We start from the raw sequence: 18,368 nt of genomic DNA, 5'->3' as shown, positions 1-18,368 counted from the left end.
TGTCCCCATTTAGCATTTAAGTCCAAATTCATGCCTGTTTATAAAAAATCCAATCACAATATCATGCATCAGAATACTTTTTGAAAAACATATAGTTCTTCTGCATAACCTTTTAATTCTAGTTCTAAAAGTTAAAAACTTTCTTTCAATCTTTTGTGTGTTTCTTTTTCCTATTTGATGGTGCTTTTCAGGAATGCATGCTGAATAAGCCTGTCAATCATCACTAAAACACAATTTTACTTTAAAAGGCTTCAACAAAGATAATAACTCTTCAAAAGATTTATATGTTCTTCTACCAAAACAATATGCTACTACTTTTACTTGTTGTATGACATATTGCTAACCATAGCCATCTCTGTTGGTTTTTATTTTGTACGAAAGACCACTGTTCATCTAGCTCCATGTATGGAATTAATATAACTTCATCAGTATTTGAAAGTAAATTAAAATTTACTCTTGAGATATTTGCTTTCTTTTTTAAAGTTCTTGTAACTGTGTCTTTACCTATACCCAAGCACTCTAGCTGTATCCCTTGTGCCTGAGCTATTTATTGCTGGCAATCTAGCTAAATGTCTATAGTCCTTCTGAAAATTCTTCATACAGTTTTTACACTTGTATCTTTGTGTGCCCTCAGGATTACTAGGACTTTTGTTTTTACCAACCTTGATAACATCTGTAGATTCACAATGTATACACTCTAAAGAAACTTTTACCATACTTTTTAGGTAAGAATTATACACCTAAATACTAAGTAATGACATCACCGTATTTTTTTTCAAAAACCTAATTTAAAGAAAAATAGGGTATTAAATCAACAGTCTTTTGTATAAAATAAAAGATCGACAAAACATCCAACCAGTTGATGTTTAGAGCTATCTTTATCTAGAGCAATCAAGGAGCATGTTGTGGCAAAATTTGTATGTAAAGAGTCGGAGTGTAACCAAGAATTTAATAGTAGCACTGCTCTTAGGGAGCATAGAATAAACCATCATGGTCCTGGTTTTATATGTAATGAGCCGGGGTGTAACCAAAAATTTAATAATAGCAGGGGTCTTAGTAATCATAAAATAAAAGAGCATGGCTCTGGTTTTATATGTAAAGATTGTAACCAAAAATTTAATAGTAGAACTCCTCTTAGGGAGCATAAAATAAAAGAGCACGGTTCTGGTTTTATATGTAAAGAGCCGGGGTGTAACCAAAAATTTAATAATGACTTTGCTCTTAGGCAGCATAAAATAAAAGAGCACGGTTCTGGTTTTATATGTAAAGAGCCGGGGTGTAACCAAAAATTTGATAATGACTTTGCTTTTAGGCAGCATAAAATAAAAGATCATGGTCATGGTCATGGTTTTATATGTAAAGAGCCGGGGTGTAACCAAAAATTTAATAATTACAATGCTCTTAGGGAGCATAAAATAAAAGATCATGGTTCTGGTTTTATATGTGAAGATTGTAACCAAAAATTTAATAATCGTACTACTCTTCGTAATCATAAAACAAACGATCATGGCTTTGGATCTGATAAAGAAGATATAAACCTAGAACTTATATTACCTCCAGTAAGTCATAAATATTTAAAAGGATTAGATCCAGTTCAGGAAGTTTTTGTGAAAAAGATTGGAGAAAATGACCTCAGCAAACTATCTGCTTATTATTATGAGGCAACACAATTCTTATTTAACCAACAAAGTATAAAATACCAAGATATTAATCAAAATATTCAGGTTTGCGAATTTGCCTTTCAATATAATTTTGAAATAAAGGATAATACACAAATTATATTCGTCTGTGCTGGGAGAATATCTCAGAATAGTAGCTTTGTACCTAATAAATCTACTAAAACTATAATTGTTCCTGTAATTCATTTATCTGAAAGAAACAATATCAGTGGCACAACACTAAGCTACCAGATAACTGGAGATTATAATAAAGAGAAAAATATCACAACTCGTAGAGCAGCTATATTACATTTTGCTAAGCATTTTAAATTAAATGATTTTATAATGATGGACGATAATATTAAGTCTATTGTTCATTTTAATACAGTTATATCATCAAGCACTGAAAGAAATTGTGATTGGGATGGTCTATATGACTTTTTGAGAAAAGAATGTAAGGAAATAGGATCTTTTATTACAGGGATGAATAATATCTATGGTATAAATTTAAGATTCCCTTCAAAAATCCATTTTATAAATAGCAAAGAAATATTTGAGATTTTAGATTCCTCTTTTAAAGGAGAAGTTAAACACTTATTACCTAATTTAAATAATCAAGAAGTTCATTTTCCTTTAGAAGATTACTACATGCTATTTAGCATAATGTTTTTATATAAATGCAAATATAAATCTGATAATACAAAGTCAATTATGGATAGTATAGGAATTTTAAATCAAGAAACTATTGGTTATGAAAGATCAATGTTTACTACTAATAATTCTAAAAAAGAGTCTTTAATTAACTTAACGACTGCCAATGATTGGCTCTTAGTTGATACTAATGGCAGCACAGATTTGAGAAAGTTTGTTATTGATACTCTAAAAACAACTGTAACAAAAGCAATTGAAACTAAAAGACAATATTATGAAGACTATAGAAAAATATTTGTGTTAGATTTTTATAAAAAGAATTCTCTAAAATTTGATTCTCAAAAAAATAAATCCAACGTTTATGATAACGTTACATCAAAAATATTTAAAGAATTTCGTGTCCCCCAGGCAGAAGCTGCCGATATTATAAATAAATCAGACAAACAAATCATAAACATAAGAATGCCTACTGGGACAGGTAAAACTAAGGTTATCTTGTATTCGGCATTGTCTTTACTACAAAGTAGGAGTGTTTTTATAATTGCGCCAACTATTGATATAGTTAATCAAATATTTGATTCCTTCAAAAAAGATTTGACGGAATATAAAGATATAAACATCCCATTTCTAAAAATAATGTCAGGCGAGAAAGCTATTTGTGAAAAAATGCTTGACCGAAATCATCTATATAACCATAGATTTGGATATATATTTTGTTATGATTCATTTAAGATTTTTTTAGCAAGAAACAAAAATACATATCCAGATACTCCAAGAATATTTGATGAGTCGCATATATATTTTAAACCTAATAAAGAACATGAGGGTTTGTTAAGTACTAAAAATATATTATTTTCAGCTACGCCCTACTCTTTTGGTCCTTATGATTATTCTTTAAGTACTAAAAAAGCTACTGATGAGCTTAAACTTATTCCAAATGTCACAAAGATCCAAAAGGACTTTAATGGTGATAATGCCATATTTAAAAATATATGTAATATCTTAAGAGAAGAACATGGTAAGGGCTTAATTTTTTTAAGTGGTATTAAAAACATAAAAGATTATGCTAACAAATTGCAAGATTATTTTACTAAGCATCTTTTGGATGATAGAAAAATTATTGAAGTTCATTCAAAAGTAGCTAGGAACACTTATTCAGAAATAATAAGAAATGATAGTAATTTAATAATTTTAGCTGATAGAATGTTACAACTTGGTACAGACATACCAAATTTAGATTTTATTATTAATACTAAAGAAGAGACTAACTATAGAGCGACGCAACAAATCATAGGTAGATTAAAAAGAGGGGATCCTGACTCAGAAAAAAAATACTACCACGGGAAACATAATTTCAAGAAAAACAAATCATTTATTAAATACGACGATGAAATTAATTTAGATATGGAAAGCGAATTCTATACTGCGGTTGATGATAATATGGAGGAAGAAAATGAGAATTCTAATTATATAAATAATTATGAGATTGATGAAGAAAGTATAAGTCAAGAGCGAAAGTCTATCCCGCAAACTTTCGAGGAAGAGTAAAGCTCTTTCTGGGACTTTCCAAATAATTGAGTAAATTCTTGATTAACTTGCTAGATTAGATCTAGCATAAGATCATGGATAAAACGTGTCTGTGAATCTCACAATTTTTATATTAGTCAAAAATGGCTAATATAAAGGTGCTTCTTTGTATTTTTCAAAAACCTAATTTAAAGGAAAATAGTGTATTAATTCAACAGTTTTTTGTATAAAATAAAAGATCGACAAAACATCCAACCAGTTGATGTTTAGAGCTATCTTTATCTAGAGCAATCAAGGAGCAGGTTGTGGCAATATTTGTATGTGAAGAGTCGGAGTGTAACCAAGAATTTAATAGTAGCACTGCCCTTAGGGATCACAGAATAAAAGATCATGGTCCTGGTTTTATATGTAAAGAGCCGGGGTGTAACCAAGTATTTAATAATAGCTTTGCTCTTTATAGTCATAAAGTAAAAGATCATGGCTCTGGTTTTGTATGTAACGAGTGTGACCAAGAATTTACTAATCATACTTCTCTTCGTAATCATAAAAAAATAGATCATGGTTCTGGTTTTGTATGTGAAGATTGTAACCAAAAATTTAATAGTAGAACTCCTCTTAGGCAGCATAAAATAAAAGAGCACGGTTCTGGTTTTATATGTAAAGAGCCGGGGTGTAACCAAATACTTACTAATGCCACTGCTCTTCATAATCATAAAAAACTAGCTCATGGTTCTGGTTTTATATGTAAAGAGTGTAACCAAGTATTTAATAATAACACGACTCTTAGGGATCATAAAATAAAAGATCATGGTTCTGGTTTTATATGTAAAGAGCCGGGGTGTAACCAAATACTTACTAATGCCACTGCTCTTCATAATCATAAAAAACTAGCTCATGGTTCTGGTTTTATATGTAAAGAGCCGGGGTGTAACCAAATACTTACTAATGCCACTGCTCTTCATAATCATAAAAAACTAGCTCATGGCTCTGGTTTTATATGTAACGAGTGTGACCAAGAATTTAATAATCATACCTCTCTTCGTAATCATAAAACGAAAGAGCATGGCTTTGGATCTGATAAAGAAGATATAAACCTAGAACTTATATTACCTCCGGTAAGTCATAAATATTTAAAAGGATTAGATCCAGTTCAGAAAGTTTTTGAGAAAAAGATTGGAGAAAATGACCTCAGCAAACTATCTGCTCATTATTATGAGACAACACAATTCTTATTTAATCAACAAAATAAATATCAAAATATTGCGGTTTGTGAATTTACCTTTCAATATAATTTTGAAATAAAGGATAATACGCAAATTATATTCGTCTGTGCTGGGAGAATATCTCAGAATAGTAGCTTTGTACCTAATAAATCTACTAAAACTATAATTGTTCCTGTAATTCATTTATCTGAAAGAAACAATATCAGTGGCACAACACTAAGCTACCAGATAACTGGAGATTATAATAAAGAGAAAAATATCACAACTCGTAGAGCAGCTATATTACATTTTGCTAAGCATTTTAAATTAAATGATTTTATAATGATGGACGATAATATTAAGTCTATTGTTCATTTTAATACAGTTATATCATCAAGCACTGAAAGAAATTGTGATTGGGATGGTCTATATGACTTTTTGAGAAAAGAATGTAAGGAAATAGGATCTTTTATTACAGGGATGAATAATATCTATGGTATAAATTTAAGATTCCCTTCAAAAATCCATTTTATAAATAGCAAAGAAATATTTGAGATTTTAGATTCCTCTTTTAAAGGAGAAGTTAAACACTTATTACCTAATTTAAATAATCAAGAAGTTCATTTTCCTTTAGAAGATTACTACATGCTATTTAGCATAATGTTTTTATATAAATGCAAATATAAATCTGATAATACAAAGTCAATTATGGATAGTATAGGAATTTTAAATCAAGAAACTATTGGTTATGAAAGATCAATGTTTACTACTAATAATTCTAAAAAAGAGTCTTTAATTAACTTAACGACTGCCAATGATTGGCTCTTAGTTGATACTAATGGCAGCACAGATTTGAGAAAGTTTGTTATTGATACTCTAAAAACAACTGTAACAAAAGCAATTGAAACTAAAAGACAATATTATGAAGACTATAGAAAAATATTTGTGTTAGATTTTTATAAAAAGAATTCTCTAAAATTTGATTCTCAAAAAAATAAATCCAACGTTTATGATAACGTTACATCAAAAATATTTAAAGAATTTCGTGTCCCCCAGGCAGAAGCTGCCGATATTATAAATAAATCAGACAAACAAATCATAAACATAAGAATGCCTACTGGGACAGGTAAAACTAAGGTTATCTTGTATTCGGCATTGTCTTTACTACAAAGTAGGAGTGTTTTTATAATTGCGCCAACTATTGATATAGTTAATCAAATATTTGATTCCTTCAAAAAAGATTTGACGGAATATAAAGATATAAACATCCCATTTCTAAAAATAATGTCAGGCGAGAAAGCTATTTGTGAAAAAATGCTTGACCGAAATCATCTATATAACCATAGATTTGGATATATATTTTGTTATGATTCATTTAAGATTTTTTTAGCAAGAAACAAAAATACATATCCAGATACTCCAAGAATATTTGATGAGTCGCATATATATTTTAAACCTAATAAAGAACATGAGGGTTTGTTAAGTACTAAAAATATATTATTTTCAGCTACGCCCTACTCTTTTGGTCCTTATGATTATTCTTTAAGTACTAAAAAAGCTACTGATGAGCTTAAACTTATTCCAAATGTCACAAAGATCCAAAAGGACTTTAATGGTGATAATGCCATATTTAAAAATATATGTAATATCTTAAGAGAAGAACATGGTAAGGGCTTAATTTTTTTAAGTGGTATTAAAAACATAAAAGATTATGCTAACAAATTGCAAGATTATTTTACTAAGCATCTTTTGGATGATAGAAAAATTATTGAAGTTCATTCAAAAGTAGCTAGGAACACTTATTCAGAAATAATAAGAAATGATAGTAATTTAATAATTTTAGCTGATAGAATGTTGCAACTTGGTACAGACATACCAAATTTAGATTTTATTATTAATACTAAAGAAGAGACTAACTATAGAGCGACGCAACAAATCATAGGTAGATTAAAAAGAGGGGATCCTGACTCAGAAAAAAAATACTACCACGGGAAACATAATTTCAAGAAAAACAAATCATTTATTAAATACGACGATGAAATTAATTTAGATATGGAAAGCGAATTCTATACTGCGGTTGATGATAATATGGAGGAAGAAAATGAGAATTCTAATTATATAAATAATTATGAGATTGATGAAGAAAGTATAAGTCAAGAGCGAAAGTCTATTCCGCAAACCTTCGAGGAAAAGTAAGGCTCAAAATTTGTGCTTGGCGCCATTAGATTTCAACATGCTCTTAATTTACAACGCTTTTAATTCCGAACTGAGGTTAATTACTATATCTCTAAAATCTTGGCTATAAGCTGGCATCTTTTTTGATTTATTATAACACATTAGCGAAAATATTTCGGATTAAATATATCAGTTGAAGTTAGGATTATTGGATGATTATATGCAACAACAGCTTAGATCTCCTTCCATAAAATATCAGGAAGTCTAAACATAGCGTAAGTTTTGACTTAATATGCTGAACTAAAACTCATTCAAAACCTTACAAACTTCCCTAGCTACCCTACTAGGCAAGACGCCTATATAACCACCAAATTTTTTAGCTAAGTTATCACCTGCTAAGCCATGGACATATACAGCCAACCTACTTGCTGATAAAGTGTCTAAACCTTGAGCTAAAAATGCCCCTATAATTCCAGATAAAACGTCGCCTTGCCCTGCTACTGCCATTCCTTGATTACCAGTAGAATTTATATAAATAATATTTTCCTGGCAGATTAAACTACCAGCTCCTTTTAGTACTACAGTTGAATTATACTTTTGTGCTAGCTTTCTAACTGCTTCAAACCTGTCATCTTGAATATTCTGAGTACTACAATCCAGTAATCTAGCTGCTTCTGCTGGGTGTGGCGTTATTATTTTATTTTTTAGCTTTATAAATTTTTCTCTAATTTGAGAATTTTTAGCAATTATATTTAATGCATCAGCATCAAATATAGCTGGTTGGATTATGTTATCTATGATTTTCTCTAGAATTTCTTGGGAATATTTAGTTGTGTCAAACCCTATACCTAAAGCTAAACTAGTATAAGTTGCTATTTTTTTAATAGTACTTTCTAAATCTTTGGTCATAAGCTCAGGTGTATTAATATCAGGGCTAAAGTCAATATCTAATGGTGTTAATGTGACTTTACCACAACCACTATATAAAGCACTAATTCCAGCTAGCTGTAATGCTCCATCCATGCCTATATTACCACCAACTATTGCTAGGCTACCATAGCTACCTTTATTGGTGTTTTTCTTCTTTCTTAAGATAATATCTAGATTTATATCTTGAATTTTATTTTTATAAACTTGGTAAGGTGTTGGTATTAACTTTATAAACGAACTATCTATTAGCTTTGCAACTGTGACCTTGCCTGCATAATCTAAACCCTCCGCACTGTGCAAGCCTTGTTTATCTGCTAAAAACGTAATAGTTTCATCTGCTAAAATTGCCTCTTTATACACTTTAGCATTAAAAGCACCTAATCCACTAGGAACATCTATAGCTAACGTATATTTAGAATTATTATTTACAGATCTAATTACTTCTAAAATATCATTTTGCAAATCTCTATCAAGACCTATGCCAAATATACCGTCCACAACTACATCATAATTACTAATGTTAGGCATGTTTACCAATGGAGATTTAAGTTTAGAAAATTCAAGGTAATAGTTTTGATTTTCTGGGTGAGCTTTTTGGAAGACTCTATAGACATTAACATTATAATTTTTGTTATAAAGTTTGATAGCTGCAGCGATAGCATCACTACCATTGTTACCAGCACCGACTATAAAAAGTATTTTTGTATCTTGTGAGAATTTTGCCATTATATGCTTGACTATTTCATCAGAAGCGTATTCTATAAGGTTTATACCCTTAGCAATAGCATATTCTTCTATATTACGATTTTGCTTTTGAGTAAGAAAACACATAGCTTTGGTGAGTTTAATTTAGAGCTTTATTAAATATAATAGAGTAAATAATGGTGTATTTGTAGGAATAAATTGGTATATCCCTATGAGCAATATGATCAAGATTGCAAGAAATTACTATTTATATAATTTCTAAAGGAATTTAGTGATGAATAAAAATTAGTCTTTTATAAAATTTTCGATATCTGGGATAAGATCTTCCGGCATATCCTTAGGTGCAAATCTCTCTATAGTTTCACCATCTTTACTTATAAGAAATTTTGTAAAGTTCCATTTTATTCTTTCTGTACCAAGCACACCTTTAGCATGTTCTTTTAAATACACAAACAATGGTTCTGCGTCTTTACCATTAACGTTTGTTTTTTTCATAATTGGAAACGTTACATTATAGTTAGTCTCACAAAAATCTTTAATCTCAACATCAGTTCCTGGTTCTTGACCACCGAATGAATTACAAGGAAAGGCTATAACCTCTAAATCAGGGTATTTTTCATACAAATACTGTAAACCTTTATATTGCTTCGTAAAGCCACATTTACTAGCTACATTCACCACCAATAAAACTTTATCCTTAGGTAGATAAAAGTCTGAACCGTCGTTTGCTGTTAATTTAAAATCATAAATGCTATTCATTATATTTTCCTTTTTTTTATTATATACTTTTAAACTTTTTTCTCTAAATCTCTGGAGTTTGAGATTATCACATCAAAGACATTATTTACAAGCTCAGGCGAAACATCATACTGCATAGCTATAGCTTCATGAGTTTTTTTAAGCTTTGCTTCTCTGTCTGGGTCATATACAGCTAAGTTATGTTTTTTCTTATATTTACCTACTTGTTTTACTATTTGTTCTCTTTGGGCTATTAGCCTAATAATTTCTTGATCAATATTGGTAATCTTTGTTCTATATTGATCTAACGAAGGTGTGTTATGCTTTCCCATAGCAGATACACTGCCCCAACAAATTATCCCTACTATTAGTATAGTTATAGTTTTTTTCATAGTTTTAATTATTTTTGATATTTTGTATACTATAATCTTTTAAAAGGATTTTTAAAAGCCCATAATTGCTAATTTGTTAATAAAACATTTAATTACAATGACTAAAGATAGAGATTTATTAGATATTAATACTGAAAATTATCTAAAACCTAAGATATGGAAACTTTTTAATTGGATGATTTTTTGTTCATTTATGCTAGTGTTATGCTCTTACATAAATGCAATATTCTTTACTAGTGCTTTCATAGCTACAATAATGGTTTTACTAGCTATCAAACTTTATCTAATAAATAAACTACCACCTGTAAATTTCAGGATTTATATAGTAGTTTTTTTTGCAGTATTCATATTATGCGAATACAACCATTTACAAATTGTATACTATAAGTTATTTAAAATAAGCAACCTTGATTATACTAATCTGATAACTGATCCAGGAATCTTTGTAGGAGCTTTATGCAACATAGTTTTTACAACTAAAATCCAAGTAGCTCCTACTTTATTTTTTAGTGAAGAATTTATAGCTTGGGCTCAATCATATCTACAAGTCTCTTCATCGGAAGTGGTTCTTCATATTGATGCTATATTTTTTATAATATTTGGTTATATAGTGCCAGTATTAATTAATGCCTTTTATGCAATGCTTTGCGGCGTAATAAGTGTAAGGACAAAACAATTGCTCAGAAAATAAACTAGAAATAAAAGAAAATTTACTGTAGGCAATTTATGAAATTAAACCACTGTCTGTGGTACTCGCAACTGGATTTGAACCAGTGACCCCTACCATGTCAAGGTAGTACTCTAACCAACTGAGCTATGCGAGTAAATCGAGCATAATTATAGGTCTTTTTTTTGTTGATGTCAATGTTTTACAAATTGACAAAAACACTATCACAAAACCCAGTCATTGAAGCAAGTACAACATTATTTTCTATTTCGATATTAGCATTTTAAAGCTCTTTTTTTATACCATCTAATAAAAACCACTGTCCCATCTGCTTAGGTGAGTTAAAAATTATACCATGCTTAACAAATACTTCCTGGACTTCTTCAACTTGATTTTCTATGATTCCAGATAGAGCAAGTCTTCCACATTGCTTTAGACTACCAGCTATATTTTCAACTAAACTTATTAATACGTTTGAAAAAATATTTGCTACAATCAGATCAAATTCTTGTGTTGGTGGCTTATCACTAAAATGTATCTTATCAACAATTCCGTTTTCTTTAGCATTTTTCTGTGAAGATTCAAGAGAATTAGGATCTATATCTATACCTTGAGCATAACTAGCACCTAATTTAATTGCTCCAATAGTAAGTATACCTGTACCACAGCCATAATCTAAAACAAGAGAATCTTTAGTTACATGCTTTTCTAACCACTCAAGACACATTTTAGTGGTTTCATGATTACCACAGCCAAAAGCAATACTTGGATCAACTATTATATACGTAGCTTTATTATCTTTAGGCAATTCACGCCAGTTTGGATACACTATAATATTTTCACCAATTTTTATTGGTTCATAATCATATAGCCAGGCAGCTTCCCACTGCTGGTCTTTGATAACCTCATAATCAATCTGACTTTCTAAGATATTCTCAAACTCTTTTTCAAGAGTAGCTATTATCATATCTATATTATGATGATTTTCATATAACACTATAACGTTAACAATATCATTTGGCTTATCAATCTTAGTTATAGATCCAACCCCATTATTAAAAAGATAATCTTCAACAAGGTCAAAAAAATTAGATTTTATCTCAAATTGTAACTGGTGCCACTGTTGCATTTAAAGCTATATTCTAGAAATTAATTAAATTGAAAGTTATTATACAATATATTATGGCTGACTATAAGACCAAAAAAGTCTGTTTGCATCATCTGATGGACTAAATTCAGTCTCTCTGTTATCTATATATTCGCCATATCTAGAATTTATAAACTCTCTATCTGGCGGCACATATGCAGCACCTTCAGCACGCTCTTCTTTAACCTCTGGACCATCATACATATTATATGGATCAGCTGGGCGCATGTAGGCATAACTCATACCCAAGCTTAGGATTCCTATTGTTATTAAAGTTAATTTTTTCATAATATATCTCCTTACAAAGACTTATTAGCCTACTTTCCATTATAACCTGTTTGCTACTTATATGAAAAAAATTTAACTCTTAGAGAAATATTATTTGTTAAAATAATTTCTAGGCAAACTCATACCTAATCAAACAAATGCAAGAATATAATGGGAAATATAACAAAAAAGCTATTCTTTTAGTTAACCTAGGGACACCTGATAATTATGATATAAAATCCATAAAAAAATATCTTAAAGAGTTTTTATCAGATAAACGAGTTATAGAAGCTAATCCTATTTTATGGAAGCTAATTTTAAACCTTATAGTCCTACCTATTCGCTCCAAAAAGAATGTTCATAACTATAACAAAGTTTGGAACAAGGAATATAACAAATCACCTTTACTACTATATACAGAAAACCTAGCTAAAAAACTAAATCAAAGGCTTGAAAACCACGTCGACTACGCCATGAGATACGGTAATCCTAGTATTGAGGCTAAAATTAAAACTCTACAGGAGCAAGGTGCTACTGAAATAGCAATATTTCCACTATATCCACAATACTCTGCTACTACTACAGCTACAGTTTATGACCAAGTATATAAAGTTTTAACCAAACTTCGATGGCAACCAACTATAAAAGGTATAAACCCTTATTATGATAATAAACATTATATTGAAGCTATTAGTCAACAGGTTAGTCAACACTTGCAAAAATTAAGCTATATCCCAGATACAGTTTTATTCTCATTTCATGGTTTGCCAAAAGAGTATTTTGATGCTGGCGACCCTTACTATTGCCATTGTCATAAAACTTATCGTTTAGTTAAAGAATCTTTAGAGACTGAATATCCAAATATGGATTTTGAGCTATCTTTTCAATCACGATTTGGGCCTAAAAAATGGTTAGAACCATACACTACAGTAAAGTTAGAAAATTTTGCTAAACAAAATAAAAAAGTTGTTTTAATAGCGCCTGGATTTAGTGTTGATTGCTTAGAAACTCTAGAAGAACTTGCTATTACAGAAAAGCAAAATTTTATAAAAAATGGTGGCGAAAAATTTAGTCTAATCTCATGCTTAAACGATTCTCAAGCTCACGTTGAAATGTTACACAAAATACTCATCCAAGAACTATGAAAAAAATTGCTATCCACTGGTTTAGGCAAGATTTACGCCTGGCTGATAACCCAGCTCTTAGTCACGCAAGCCAAGCTGATGAAACTATAGTTATATATATTTTTGATGAAAAGCGCCTTATTGGTGGAGCAAGTAAACTATGGTTACACTACTCATTAACAAAGCTAAATGAGTCTCTTAATAACAAACTTAATACCTATATAGGTAATCCTCTTGAAATTGTAAAAACACTTGTCAAAGAAAATAATATTACTGACTTCTATTGGAATAGATGCTATGACAAATATAGTGTCGATAGAGACACTCAAATTAAGCAACTTCTCCAAGAACATAATATAAATGTTAAAAGCTTCAATGGCAGTTTACTTATAGAACCATGGCAATGTAAAAAAGGTGATGGCACACACTATAAAGTTTATACACCATTTTATAAAGAACTTATTAAAACTAGAGGAAATAGACCAAATCTTGGAAAACCAAAATTTAAAAAGCTTACAAAATTAGCTAAGGCAGTTAGTCTAGATTCTTTAGGACTACTAAAACCAAAACACTCATGGCAAGAAATTATCAAACAGTGGAAAGTTGGTGAAGAAGCAGCTGTCAATATATTGGAGCGATTTTTGGATGAAAAAATTAAAGACTATAAAGTAGCTCGTGATTATATGAGTTTAGATGCAACATCAAACTTATCGCCACACCTACACTTTGGTGAAATATCACCAAATCAGCTCTATAATGCTGTACAAAATTTAGATTTAACAGGCAAAAATGAAGAGCATTTTATAAAAGAACTAGTCTGGCGTGATTTTTGTTATTATCAAGCTTATTACTATCCTAATTTAGATTATAGGAATATAAACCTCAAATTTGATAAATTTGGGTGGCAAAGTGACCAAAATCTACTGAAAAAATGGCAACATGGACAAACAGGCATACCTATAGTAGATGCAGGTATGCGTCAACTTTGGCAAACTGGCTATATGCATAATCGTGTACGTATGATAACCGCTAGCTTTTTGGTTAAAAATTGCTTAATACACTGGAAAGAAGGTGAAAAATGGTTTTTTGATACTCTTTTTGATGCGGATTTTGCTAGTAATAATGCTAATTGGCAATGGGTAGCTGGCTGTGGACTTGATGCAGCGCCCTACTTTAGAATATTTAATCCAGTTTTGCAAGCAGAAAAATTTGAAGCGTATGATTATATTCGCAAATTTGTACCAGAATTAAAAAATTTACCAGACAAATATTTGATAAAGCCATGTGAGGCTAGTGAAGCTATGTTAAAAGAAGCCAAAATTACGCTAGGTGAAACTTATCCAAAACCAATAGTTAACCTCAAGGTATCTAGAGAAAGGGCTCTAAGAAGATATAAAAGCTTATAAAATAATCTAAAATATACTGTAGTAGCTCAAACTTGATCTGACAGTCACCAATTAATTTGAGACTGAATTTATTTCTAAACTAGTGTCAGATTTATCAAACATATTACCTAAATTTTTCTCTTTTGCCAAAGGTTTTGAGTCAATAAAAGTTTTCATAGGCGTTTTTCCATAACAGTGCTTACCAGAATGTGGTCTATCGTTATTGTAATAATCCAGCCATATATCAACATCTTGCTGAATCTCCTCAATCGTTGAATAAACCTTTTTTCTAAACATTGTCTCATAACATTCATTTTTCATAGTTTTATGAAATCTTTCACAGATACCATTAGTTTGAGGGGAGTTAGCTTTTGTTTTAGTATGGTCAATGTCTTCTATGCTTAAGTACATCTGGTAGGAATGATTCTCCAGCTTTCCACAATATTCCGTGCCTCTATCTGTTAATACTCTTAATAGATCTATTCCATGTTCCTCAAAGAATGGTAATACCTTATCATTAAGCATATCAGCAGCTACTATTGCATTTTTTTCTGTATATAACTTAGCAAATCCTACTCTAGTATACGTATCTACAAATGTCTGTTGATATATCTTACCTATACCTTTTATATACCCTACATAATAGCTATCTTGAGATCCTAAGTAACCTGGATGATGCGTTTCAATCTCACCAGTAGCAACCTTTTTAGCTTTTTCTTTTTCTAAAGCTTGTAATTGAGCTTCTGTAAGTATAAAGCCATCTTGAGCTACTTTGGTCTCTAGTGCTGTTAATCGCTTCTTAAAATTCTCTAAGTCATGTCTAAGCCAAATAGATCTAACTCCACTTCCTGAGACTAATATTCCTTGCTTTGCTAATTCATTTGATACTCTATGTTGTCCATACGCCGGATATTCATAAGCCATATTAACTACTGCTTGCTCAATATGTGCCTCAACTCTATTTTTCTCTAATGGCTTCTTACGGGATATTTCTTGTAAAGCTAATTCTCCACCATTATCGTATAACTCTTTAAAGCGATAGTAGCTGTCTCTTGAGTAACCCATCACTTTACAAGCTTGCTTGACATTACCTAATTGTTTTGCTAATTCTAACAGACCTAATTTGGGTTTGATTATCTTTTGAGATGCATTCATTTTATTCTTCCTTAATTTGACATCTTATTTTATACACAATGTCAGATTAAGTAAAAGCTATTACAAATATACTTCTTAACTAAGCCTTTTAGGTTATAGAATTTTCTTTATAGTATTTAAAATGTCTCTAGCTATTTCTTGCTTATGTTTATTTCTAAACTCTAAACTACCATCGTTCATCTTAGAAAAAATAGTTATACTACTACTATCTTGACCTAGTACAGATATATTATTAGCGATCACCATATCTAAGTTCTTCTTTTCTAGTTTCGCTTTTGCATACTCTATTATATTTTGTGACTCTGCTGCAAACCCTATAGCAAATATTCCTGGGTAATGTTTTTTACAATTAGCCAAGATATCAGGGTTTTTTATAAACTCTAGAGTTAATATTTCATCACTTTTTTTTATTTTATGCTCAAATTGTTGTTTTATTTTATAATCAGCTACTGCTGCACACCCTATAAATATATCTTTGTCTTTTGCTAGCTCTAACATAGTTATATTCATACTATCAGCACTAAGTGTCTCAACTATCTTTAAGTTAGGATGTCTAATACTAAAATCTATAGTTGTTTTAGCTTTTAAAACAGTAACTTGCGCTCCTCTTAGTAAAAATTCTTTGATTAGCTCAAAACCCATTTTTCCAGAACTATAGTTAGACAAATACCGAACACCATCTATATCCTCAACTGTAGCACCAACTGTTAGTAATACTTTTTTATCTTTAAAATCTTGCGATCCTGTTAGTAGCTCAAATAACTGTTCAGGTTCATGTAACCTACCGTATCCAATATCACCACAAGCTTGTTCTCCCTGGTCTGGCGAAATTATATTAAAGCCTAAACTTTGTAATTTTGATACATTTTCTTGAGTAAGTTTATTCTGCCACATATTTACATTCATAGCTGGAGCTATATAAACTTTAGAGTAATCATTATTTGCAAGTAAGCACTGACTTAATAAGTCACTAGCAAAACCATTAGCAAATTTAGCTATCGAATTAGCAGATGCAGGTACAATTATTATTTTGTCAGCCCAACGTGATAAGTGTATATGCGCCATACTTTGCTCATACGAATACATATCTAAATTGCAATCGGTATAAACTTGACAACCCAAAGCAACTAAAAGTTCAGGCTTAATAAAACCTAATCCACCTTTTGTAATAATAGCCTTACACTCATAACCGCTTTTTATAAATAGTCGCATAAGACCAATAGCCTTAAAAGCAGATACACTACCAGTTATACCAAACAAAATTTTATTAGACATTTTGTAGCTCTCTAAATAAACATCCTTTAAGAACTAGAAATAAATAAATTATACAGCCAAATCAAATGTGTAACTTATATAATGACAGTTCCTTATTTATAGAATGCGTTTTCTTTTATAAATAAATATTATCAATAACACCATAAACGCTATAGCTACCGCCATAGTGTTTATATTACTTCTAAAAGTATTTTCATCTGTGATCCAATATGCAAGTACCATCCCAAAAAAAATGCTACTAGTTCGACCTAATGCAAAAATCATGTTACAAGAGAGAGACCTAACCTCTGTGGGAAATTCTCCAGCAGCGTATTGGGCCCACATTATATTATAACCACCTCCTATTAAGCCTATAACTACTCCATAGAAGAATATTGTAGCTGAAGATATATAACTATATATAAATATGCTTAGTAAAAAAATAATTATGTTTATTATAAAAAATAAGTTTGGAGTTTTAAAAAACTGGTTGTAAATGCCGCTTAAAATACAACTTATAATGTTCCCTGTAAAAAAGCCAAATAAAAATACTTTTACTAAGATAGCAAAATCAATCTCGGAAGAGATAAACCTTACTAAAGCAAACATAACTGTTATTACGAAAAAATATGGTATTGTTATTAAAAAGTTTAACAGTAAAGGTTTACTATAATTTTTGAACAAGAAAAATATGTTACCAGCGTTTTTAAATTTATCAGACGCATATAAGTGTATAAAATGTGGAGATTCTTCTAATACTTTCCTAATAGCATATATCCCTAAACCAGCAACCCCTCCAAATATAAACATAAATTTGTAAGAAAAAACTCCAAAAAGTGTTGCTACAATACCCCCAAGAACTCCTAGTATATACAAGAGACTCATTCCCCAAGCAGCTAATTTAGGTGGGAAAAATTCAACTATAAGTACTGTAGATACAGCAAACTCACTAGCTAATCCTAAGTAAGCCAAAAATCTTAAGGATAAAAAGACATAAATACTACTAACAAATATTGACAATATAGTAGTAACAGAATAAAGCAGTATACTATATTTAATTACTGTAATCCTGCCAAATCTATCTGCTAATATACCAAATAATATTGCCCCTATTAATATACCGGCCATTTGCACATTATTGGTTAGGTAATACATCTGTTGTATAGATGTTGAATTTAAAACACCAAACTGCTCTTTGAACAAATCTACATAAGAAACGCTCATTACAGTTAAATCATAAAAATCTATAAAATAACCTAAGCATAAAATAGCAAGAATCCATTTAGTATTTTTTTTCATATGAATGAATCTAATTTAATAAAACTAAAACAATATTATAAGAGCAAAAAATTTATATAGCTATAGCCAATTTATTTATTAATACTGTTACA

15 protein-coding genes, 1 tRNA gene and 1 pseudogene are annotated in these 18,368 nt (G+C 30.3%); 5 read left to right on the top strand and 12 right to left on the bottom strand.

Annotated elements, in window-relative coordinates:
• Nucleotides 1-9 precede the first annotated feature (9 nt).
• The 3 genes and pseudogenes from FRA_RS03855 to FRA_RS03845 form a co-directional block, all read right to left on the bottom strand.
• Nucleotides 10-330: pseudogene (locus tag FRA_RS03855) on the bottom strand (IS1 family transposase).
• Nucleotides 293-514 (bottom strand): IS1 family transposase, encoded by a 222-nt coding sequence (locus FRA_RS03850; protein WP_321174097.1) that lies wholly within the window; start codon nt 512-514, stop codon nt 293-295. The pseudogene FRA_RS03855 and the gene FRA_RS03850 overlap by 38 nt, the downstream one beginning before the upstream one ends.
• Nucleotides 501-716: an IS1/IS1595 family N-terminal zinc-binding domain-containing protein gene (locus tag FRA_RS03845; protein WP_035719069.1), complete on the bottom strand. Its 216-nt coding sequence runs from the start codon at nt 714-716 to the stop codon at nt 501-503. Before FRA_RS03845 ends, FRA_RS03850 begins: the two co-directional genes overlap by 14 nt.
• 189 nt (nt 717-905) lie before the next feature.
• Between FRA_RS03845 and FRA_RS03840 the strand changes: the two genes are divergently transcribed.
• Both FRA_RS03840 and FRA_RS03835 read left to right on the top strand, forming a co-directional pair.
• Nucleotides 906-3,857 (top strand): DEAD/DEAH box helicase family protein, encoded by a 2,952-nt coding sequence (locus FRA_RS03840; protein WP_035719067.1) that lies wholly within the window; start codon nt 906-908, stop codon nt 3,855-3,857.
• Between the two features lie 284 nt (nt 3,858-4,141).
• Nucleotides 4,142-7,234 carry a DEAD/DEAH box helicase gene (locus tag FRA_RS03835; protein WP_464110840.1) on the top strand — a complete coding sequence of 1,031 codons (3,093 nt, stop codon included), beginning with the start codon at nt 4,142-4,144 and terminating at the stop codon, nt 7,232-7,234.
• Between the two features lie 279 nt (nt 7,235-7,513).
• Here FRA_RS03835 and FRA_RS03830 read toward each other — a convergent pair whose 3' ends face one another.
• The 3 genes from FRA_RS03830 to FRA_RS03820 all read right to left on the bottom strand — a co-directional run bounded on the left by FRA_RS03830 (nt 7,514) and on the right by FRA_RS03820 (nt 9,978).
• The gene (locus FRA_RS03830; protein WP_035719049.1) at nt 7,514-8,974 is read right to left on the bottom strand and encodes a bifunctional ADP-dependent NAD(P)H-hydrate dehydratase/NAD(P)H-hydrate epimerase; all 1,461 of its coding nucleotides are present in this window, start codon (nt 8,972-8,974) and stop codon (nt 7,514-7,516) included.
• Between the two features lie 159 nt (nt 8,975-9,133).
• Nucleotides 9,134-9,607, bottom strand: a complete 474-nt coding sequence (locus FRA_RS03825; RefSeq protein WP_035719047.1) for a glutathione peroxidase — start codon at nt 9,605-9,607, stop codon at nt 9,134-9,136.
• A 29-nt stretch (nt 9,608-9,636) separates the two neighbouring features.
• Complete coding sequence (locus tag FRA_RS03820; protein ID WP_035719046.1) at nt 9,637-9,978, bottom strand: chorismate mutase; 342 nt, start codon at nt 9,976-9,978, stop codon at nt 9,637-9,639.
• 97 nt (nt 9,979-10,075) lie between these two features.
• Here FRA_RS03820 and FRA_RS03815 point away from each other — a divergent pair, with 97 nt between their 5' ends.
• A complete protein-coding gene (locus tag FRA_RS03815) occupies nt 10,076-10,669 on the top strand; it encodes a hypothetical protein (protein WP_245313676.1) in 594 nt (197 codons plus the stop codon).
• A 56-nt stretch (nt 10,670-10,725) separates the two neighbouring features.
• On the opposite strand, the gene FRA_RS03810 is transcribed toward FRA_RS03815, so the two are convergent.
• The 3 genes from FRA_RS03810 to FRA_RS03800 all read right to left on the bottom strand — a co-directional run bounded on the left by FRA_RS03810 (nt 10,726) and on the right by FRA_RS03800 (nt 12,080).
• Nucleotides 10,726-10,802 (bottom strand) — tRNA-Val (locus FRA_RS03810).
• Between the two features lie 126 nt (nt 10,803-10,928).
• Nucleotides 10,929-11,774 (bottom strand): 50S ribosomal protein L11 methyltransferase, encoded by an 846-nt coding sequence (gene prmA / locus FRA_RS03805; protein WP_035719044.1) that lies wholly within the window; start codon nt 11,772-11,774, stop codon nt 10,929-10,931.
• Nucleotides 11,775-11,825: 51 nt separating this feature from the next.
• Nucleotides 11,826-12,080 (bottom strand): hypothetical protein, encoded by a 255-nt coding sequence (locus FRA_RS03800; protein ID WP_035719043.1) that lies wholly within the window; start codon nt 12,078-12,080, stop codon nt 11,826-11,828.
• 137 nt (nt 12,081-12,217) lie between these two features.
• Between FRA_RS03800 and hemH the strand changes: the two genes are divergently transcribed.
• Together hemH and FRA_RS03790 are read left to right on the top strand one after the other, a co-directional pair.
• Nucleotides 12,218-13,204 carry a ferrochelatase gene (gene hemH, locus FRA_RS03795; RefSeq protein WP_035719042.1) on the top strand — a complete coding sequence of 329 codons (987 nt, stop codon included), beginning with the start codon at nt 12,218-12,220 and terminating at the stop codon, nt 13,202-13,204.
• Nucleotides 13,201-14,589: a cryptochrome/photolyase family protein gene (locus FRA_RS03790; RefSeq protein ID WP_035719041.1), complete on the top strand. Its 1,389-nt coding sequence runs from the start codon at nt 13,201-13,203 to the stop codon at nt 14,587-14,589. The genes hemH and FRA_RS03790 overlap by 4 nt, the downstream gene beginning before the upstream one ends.
• Nucleotides 14,590-14,640: 51 nt before the next feature.
• Here FRA_RS03790 and FRA_RS03785 read toward each other — a convergent pair whose 3' ends face one another.
• From FRA_RS03785 to FRA_RS03775, 3 genes are all read right to left on the bottom strand, one after another.
• Entirely contained in the window at nt 14,641-15,723 is a 1,083-nt protein-coding gene (locus FRA_RS03785) for an IS481-like element ISFw3 family transposase (RefSeq protein WP_035719039.1), read from the bottom strand.
• 93 nt (nt 15,724-15,816) lie between these two features.
• Nucleotides 15,817-16,998 carry a bifunctional phosphopantothenoylcysteine decarboxylase/phosphopantothenate--cysteine ligase CoaBC gene (gene coaBC, locus FRA_RS03780; RefSeq protein WP_035719036.1) on the bottom strand — a complete coding sequence of 394 codons (1,182 nt, stop codon included), beginning with the start codon at nt 16,996-16,998 and terminating at the stop codon, nt 15,817-15,819.
• Nucleotides 16,999-17,094: 96 nt separating this feature from the next.
• Nucleotides 17,095-18,276 (bottom strand): MFS transporter, encoded by a 1,182-nt coding sequence (locus tag FRA_RS03775; protein WP_035719034.1) that lies wholly within the window; start codon nt 18,274-18,276, stop codon nt 17,095-17,097.
• Between the last annotated feature and the right edge of the window lie 92 nt (nt 18,277-18,368).

Source organism: Allofrancisella heilbronnii (genome assembly GCF_000710735.2).
Lineage (GTDB): Bacteria > Pseudomonadota > Gammaproteobacteria > Francisellales > Francisellaceae > Francisella > Francisella frigidaquae.
This window is presented reverse-complemented; position numbering and strand designations above follow the sequence as displayed.

Coding starts and splice junctions, on each gene's coding strand:
- FRA_RS03845 (WP_035719069.1), bottom strand. CDS start 716: ATGGTAAAAGTTTCTTTAGAGTGTATACATTGTGAATCTACAGATGTT.
- FRA_RS03830 (WP_035719049.1), bottom strand. CDS start 8,974: ATGTGTTTTCTTACTCAAAAGCAAAATCGTAATATAGAAGAATATGCT.
- FRA_RS03825 (WP_035719047.1), bottom strand. CDS start 9,607: ATGAATAGCATTTATGATTTTAAATTAACAGCAAACGACGGTTCAGAC.
- FRA_RS03820 (WP_035719046.1), bottom strand. CDS start 9,978: ATGAAAAAAACTATAACTATACTAATAGTAGGGATAATTTGTTGGGGC.
- FRA_RS03815 (WP_245313676.1), top strand. CDS start 10,076: ATGACTAAAGATAGAGATTTATTAGATATTAATACTGAAAATTATCTA.
- prmA (WP_035719044.1), bottom strand. CDS start 11,774: ATGCAACAGTGGCACCAGTTACAATTTGAGATAAAATCTAATTTTTTT.
- FRA_RS03800 (WP_035719043.1), bottom strand. CDS start 12,080: ATGAAAAAATTAACTTTAATAACAATAGGAATCCTAAGCTTGGGTATG.
- hemH (WP_035719042.1), top strand. CDS start 12,218: ATGCAAGAATATAATGGGAAATATAACAAAAAAGCTATTCTTTTAGTT.
- FRA_RS03790 (WP_035719041.1), top strand. CDS start 13,201: ATGAAAAAAATTGCTATCCACTGGTTTAGGCAAGATTTACGCCTGGCT.
- FRA_RS03785 (WP_035719039.1), bottom strand. CDS start 15,723: ATGAATGCATCTCAAAAGATAATCAAACCCAAATTAGGTCTGTTAGAA.
- coaBC (WP_035719036.1), bottom strand. CDS start 16,998: ATGTCTAATAAAATTTTGTTTGGTATAACTGGTAGTGTATCTGCTTTT.
- FRA_RS03775 (WP_035719034.1), bottom strand. CDS start 18,276: ATGAAAAAAAATACTAAATGGATTCTTGCTATTTTATGCTTAGGTTAT.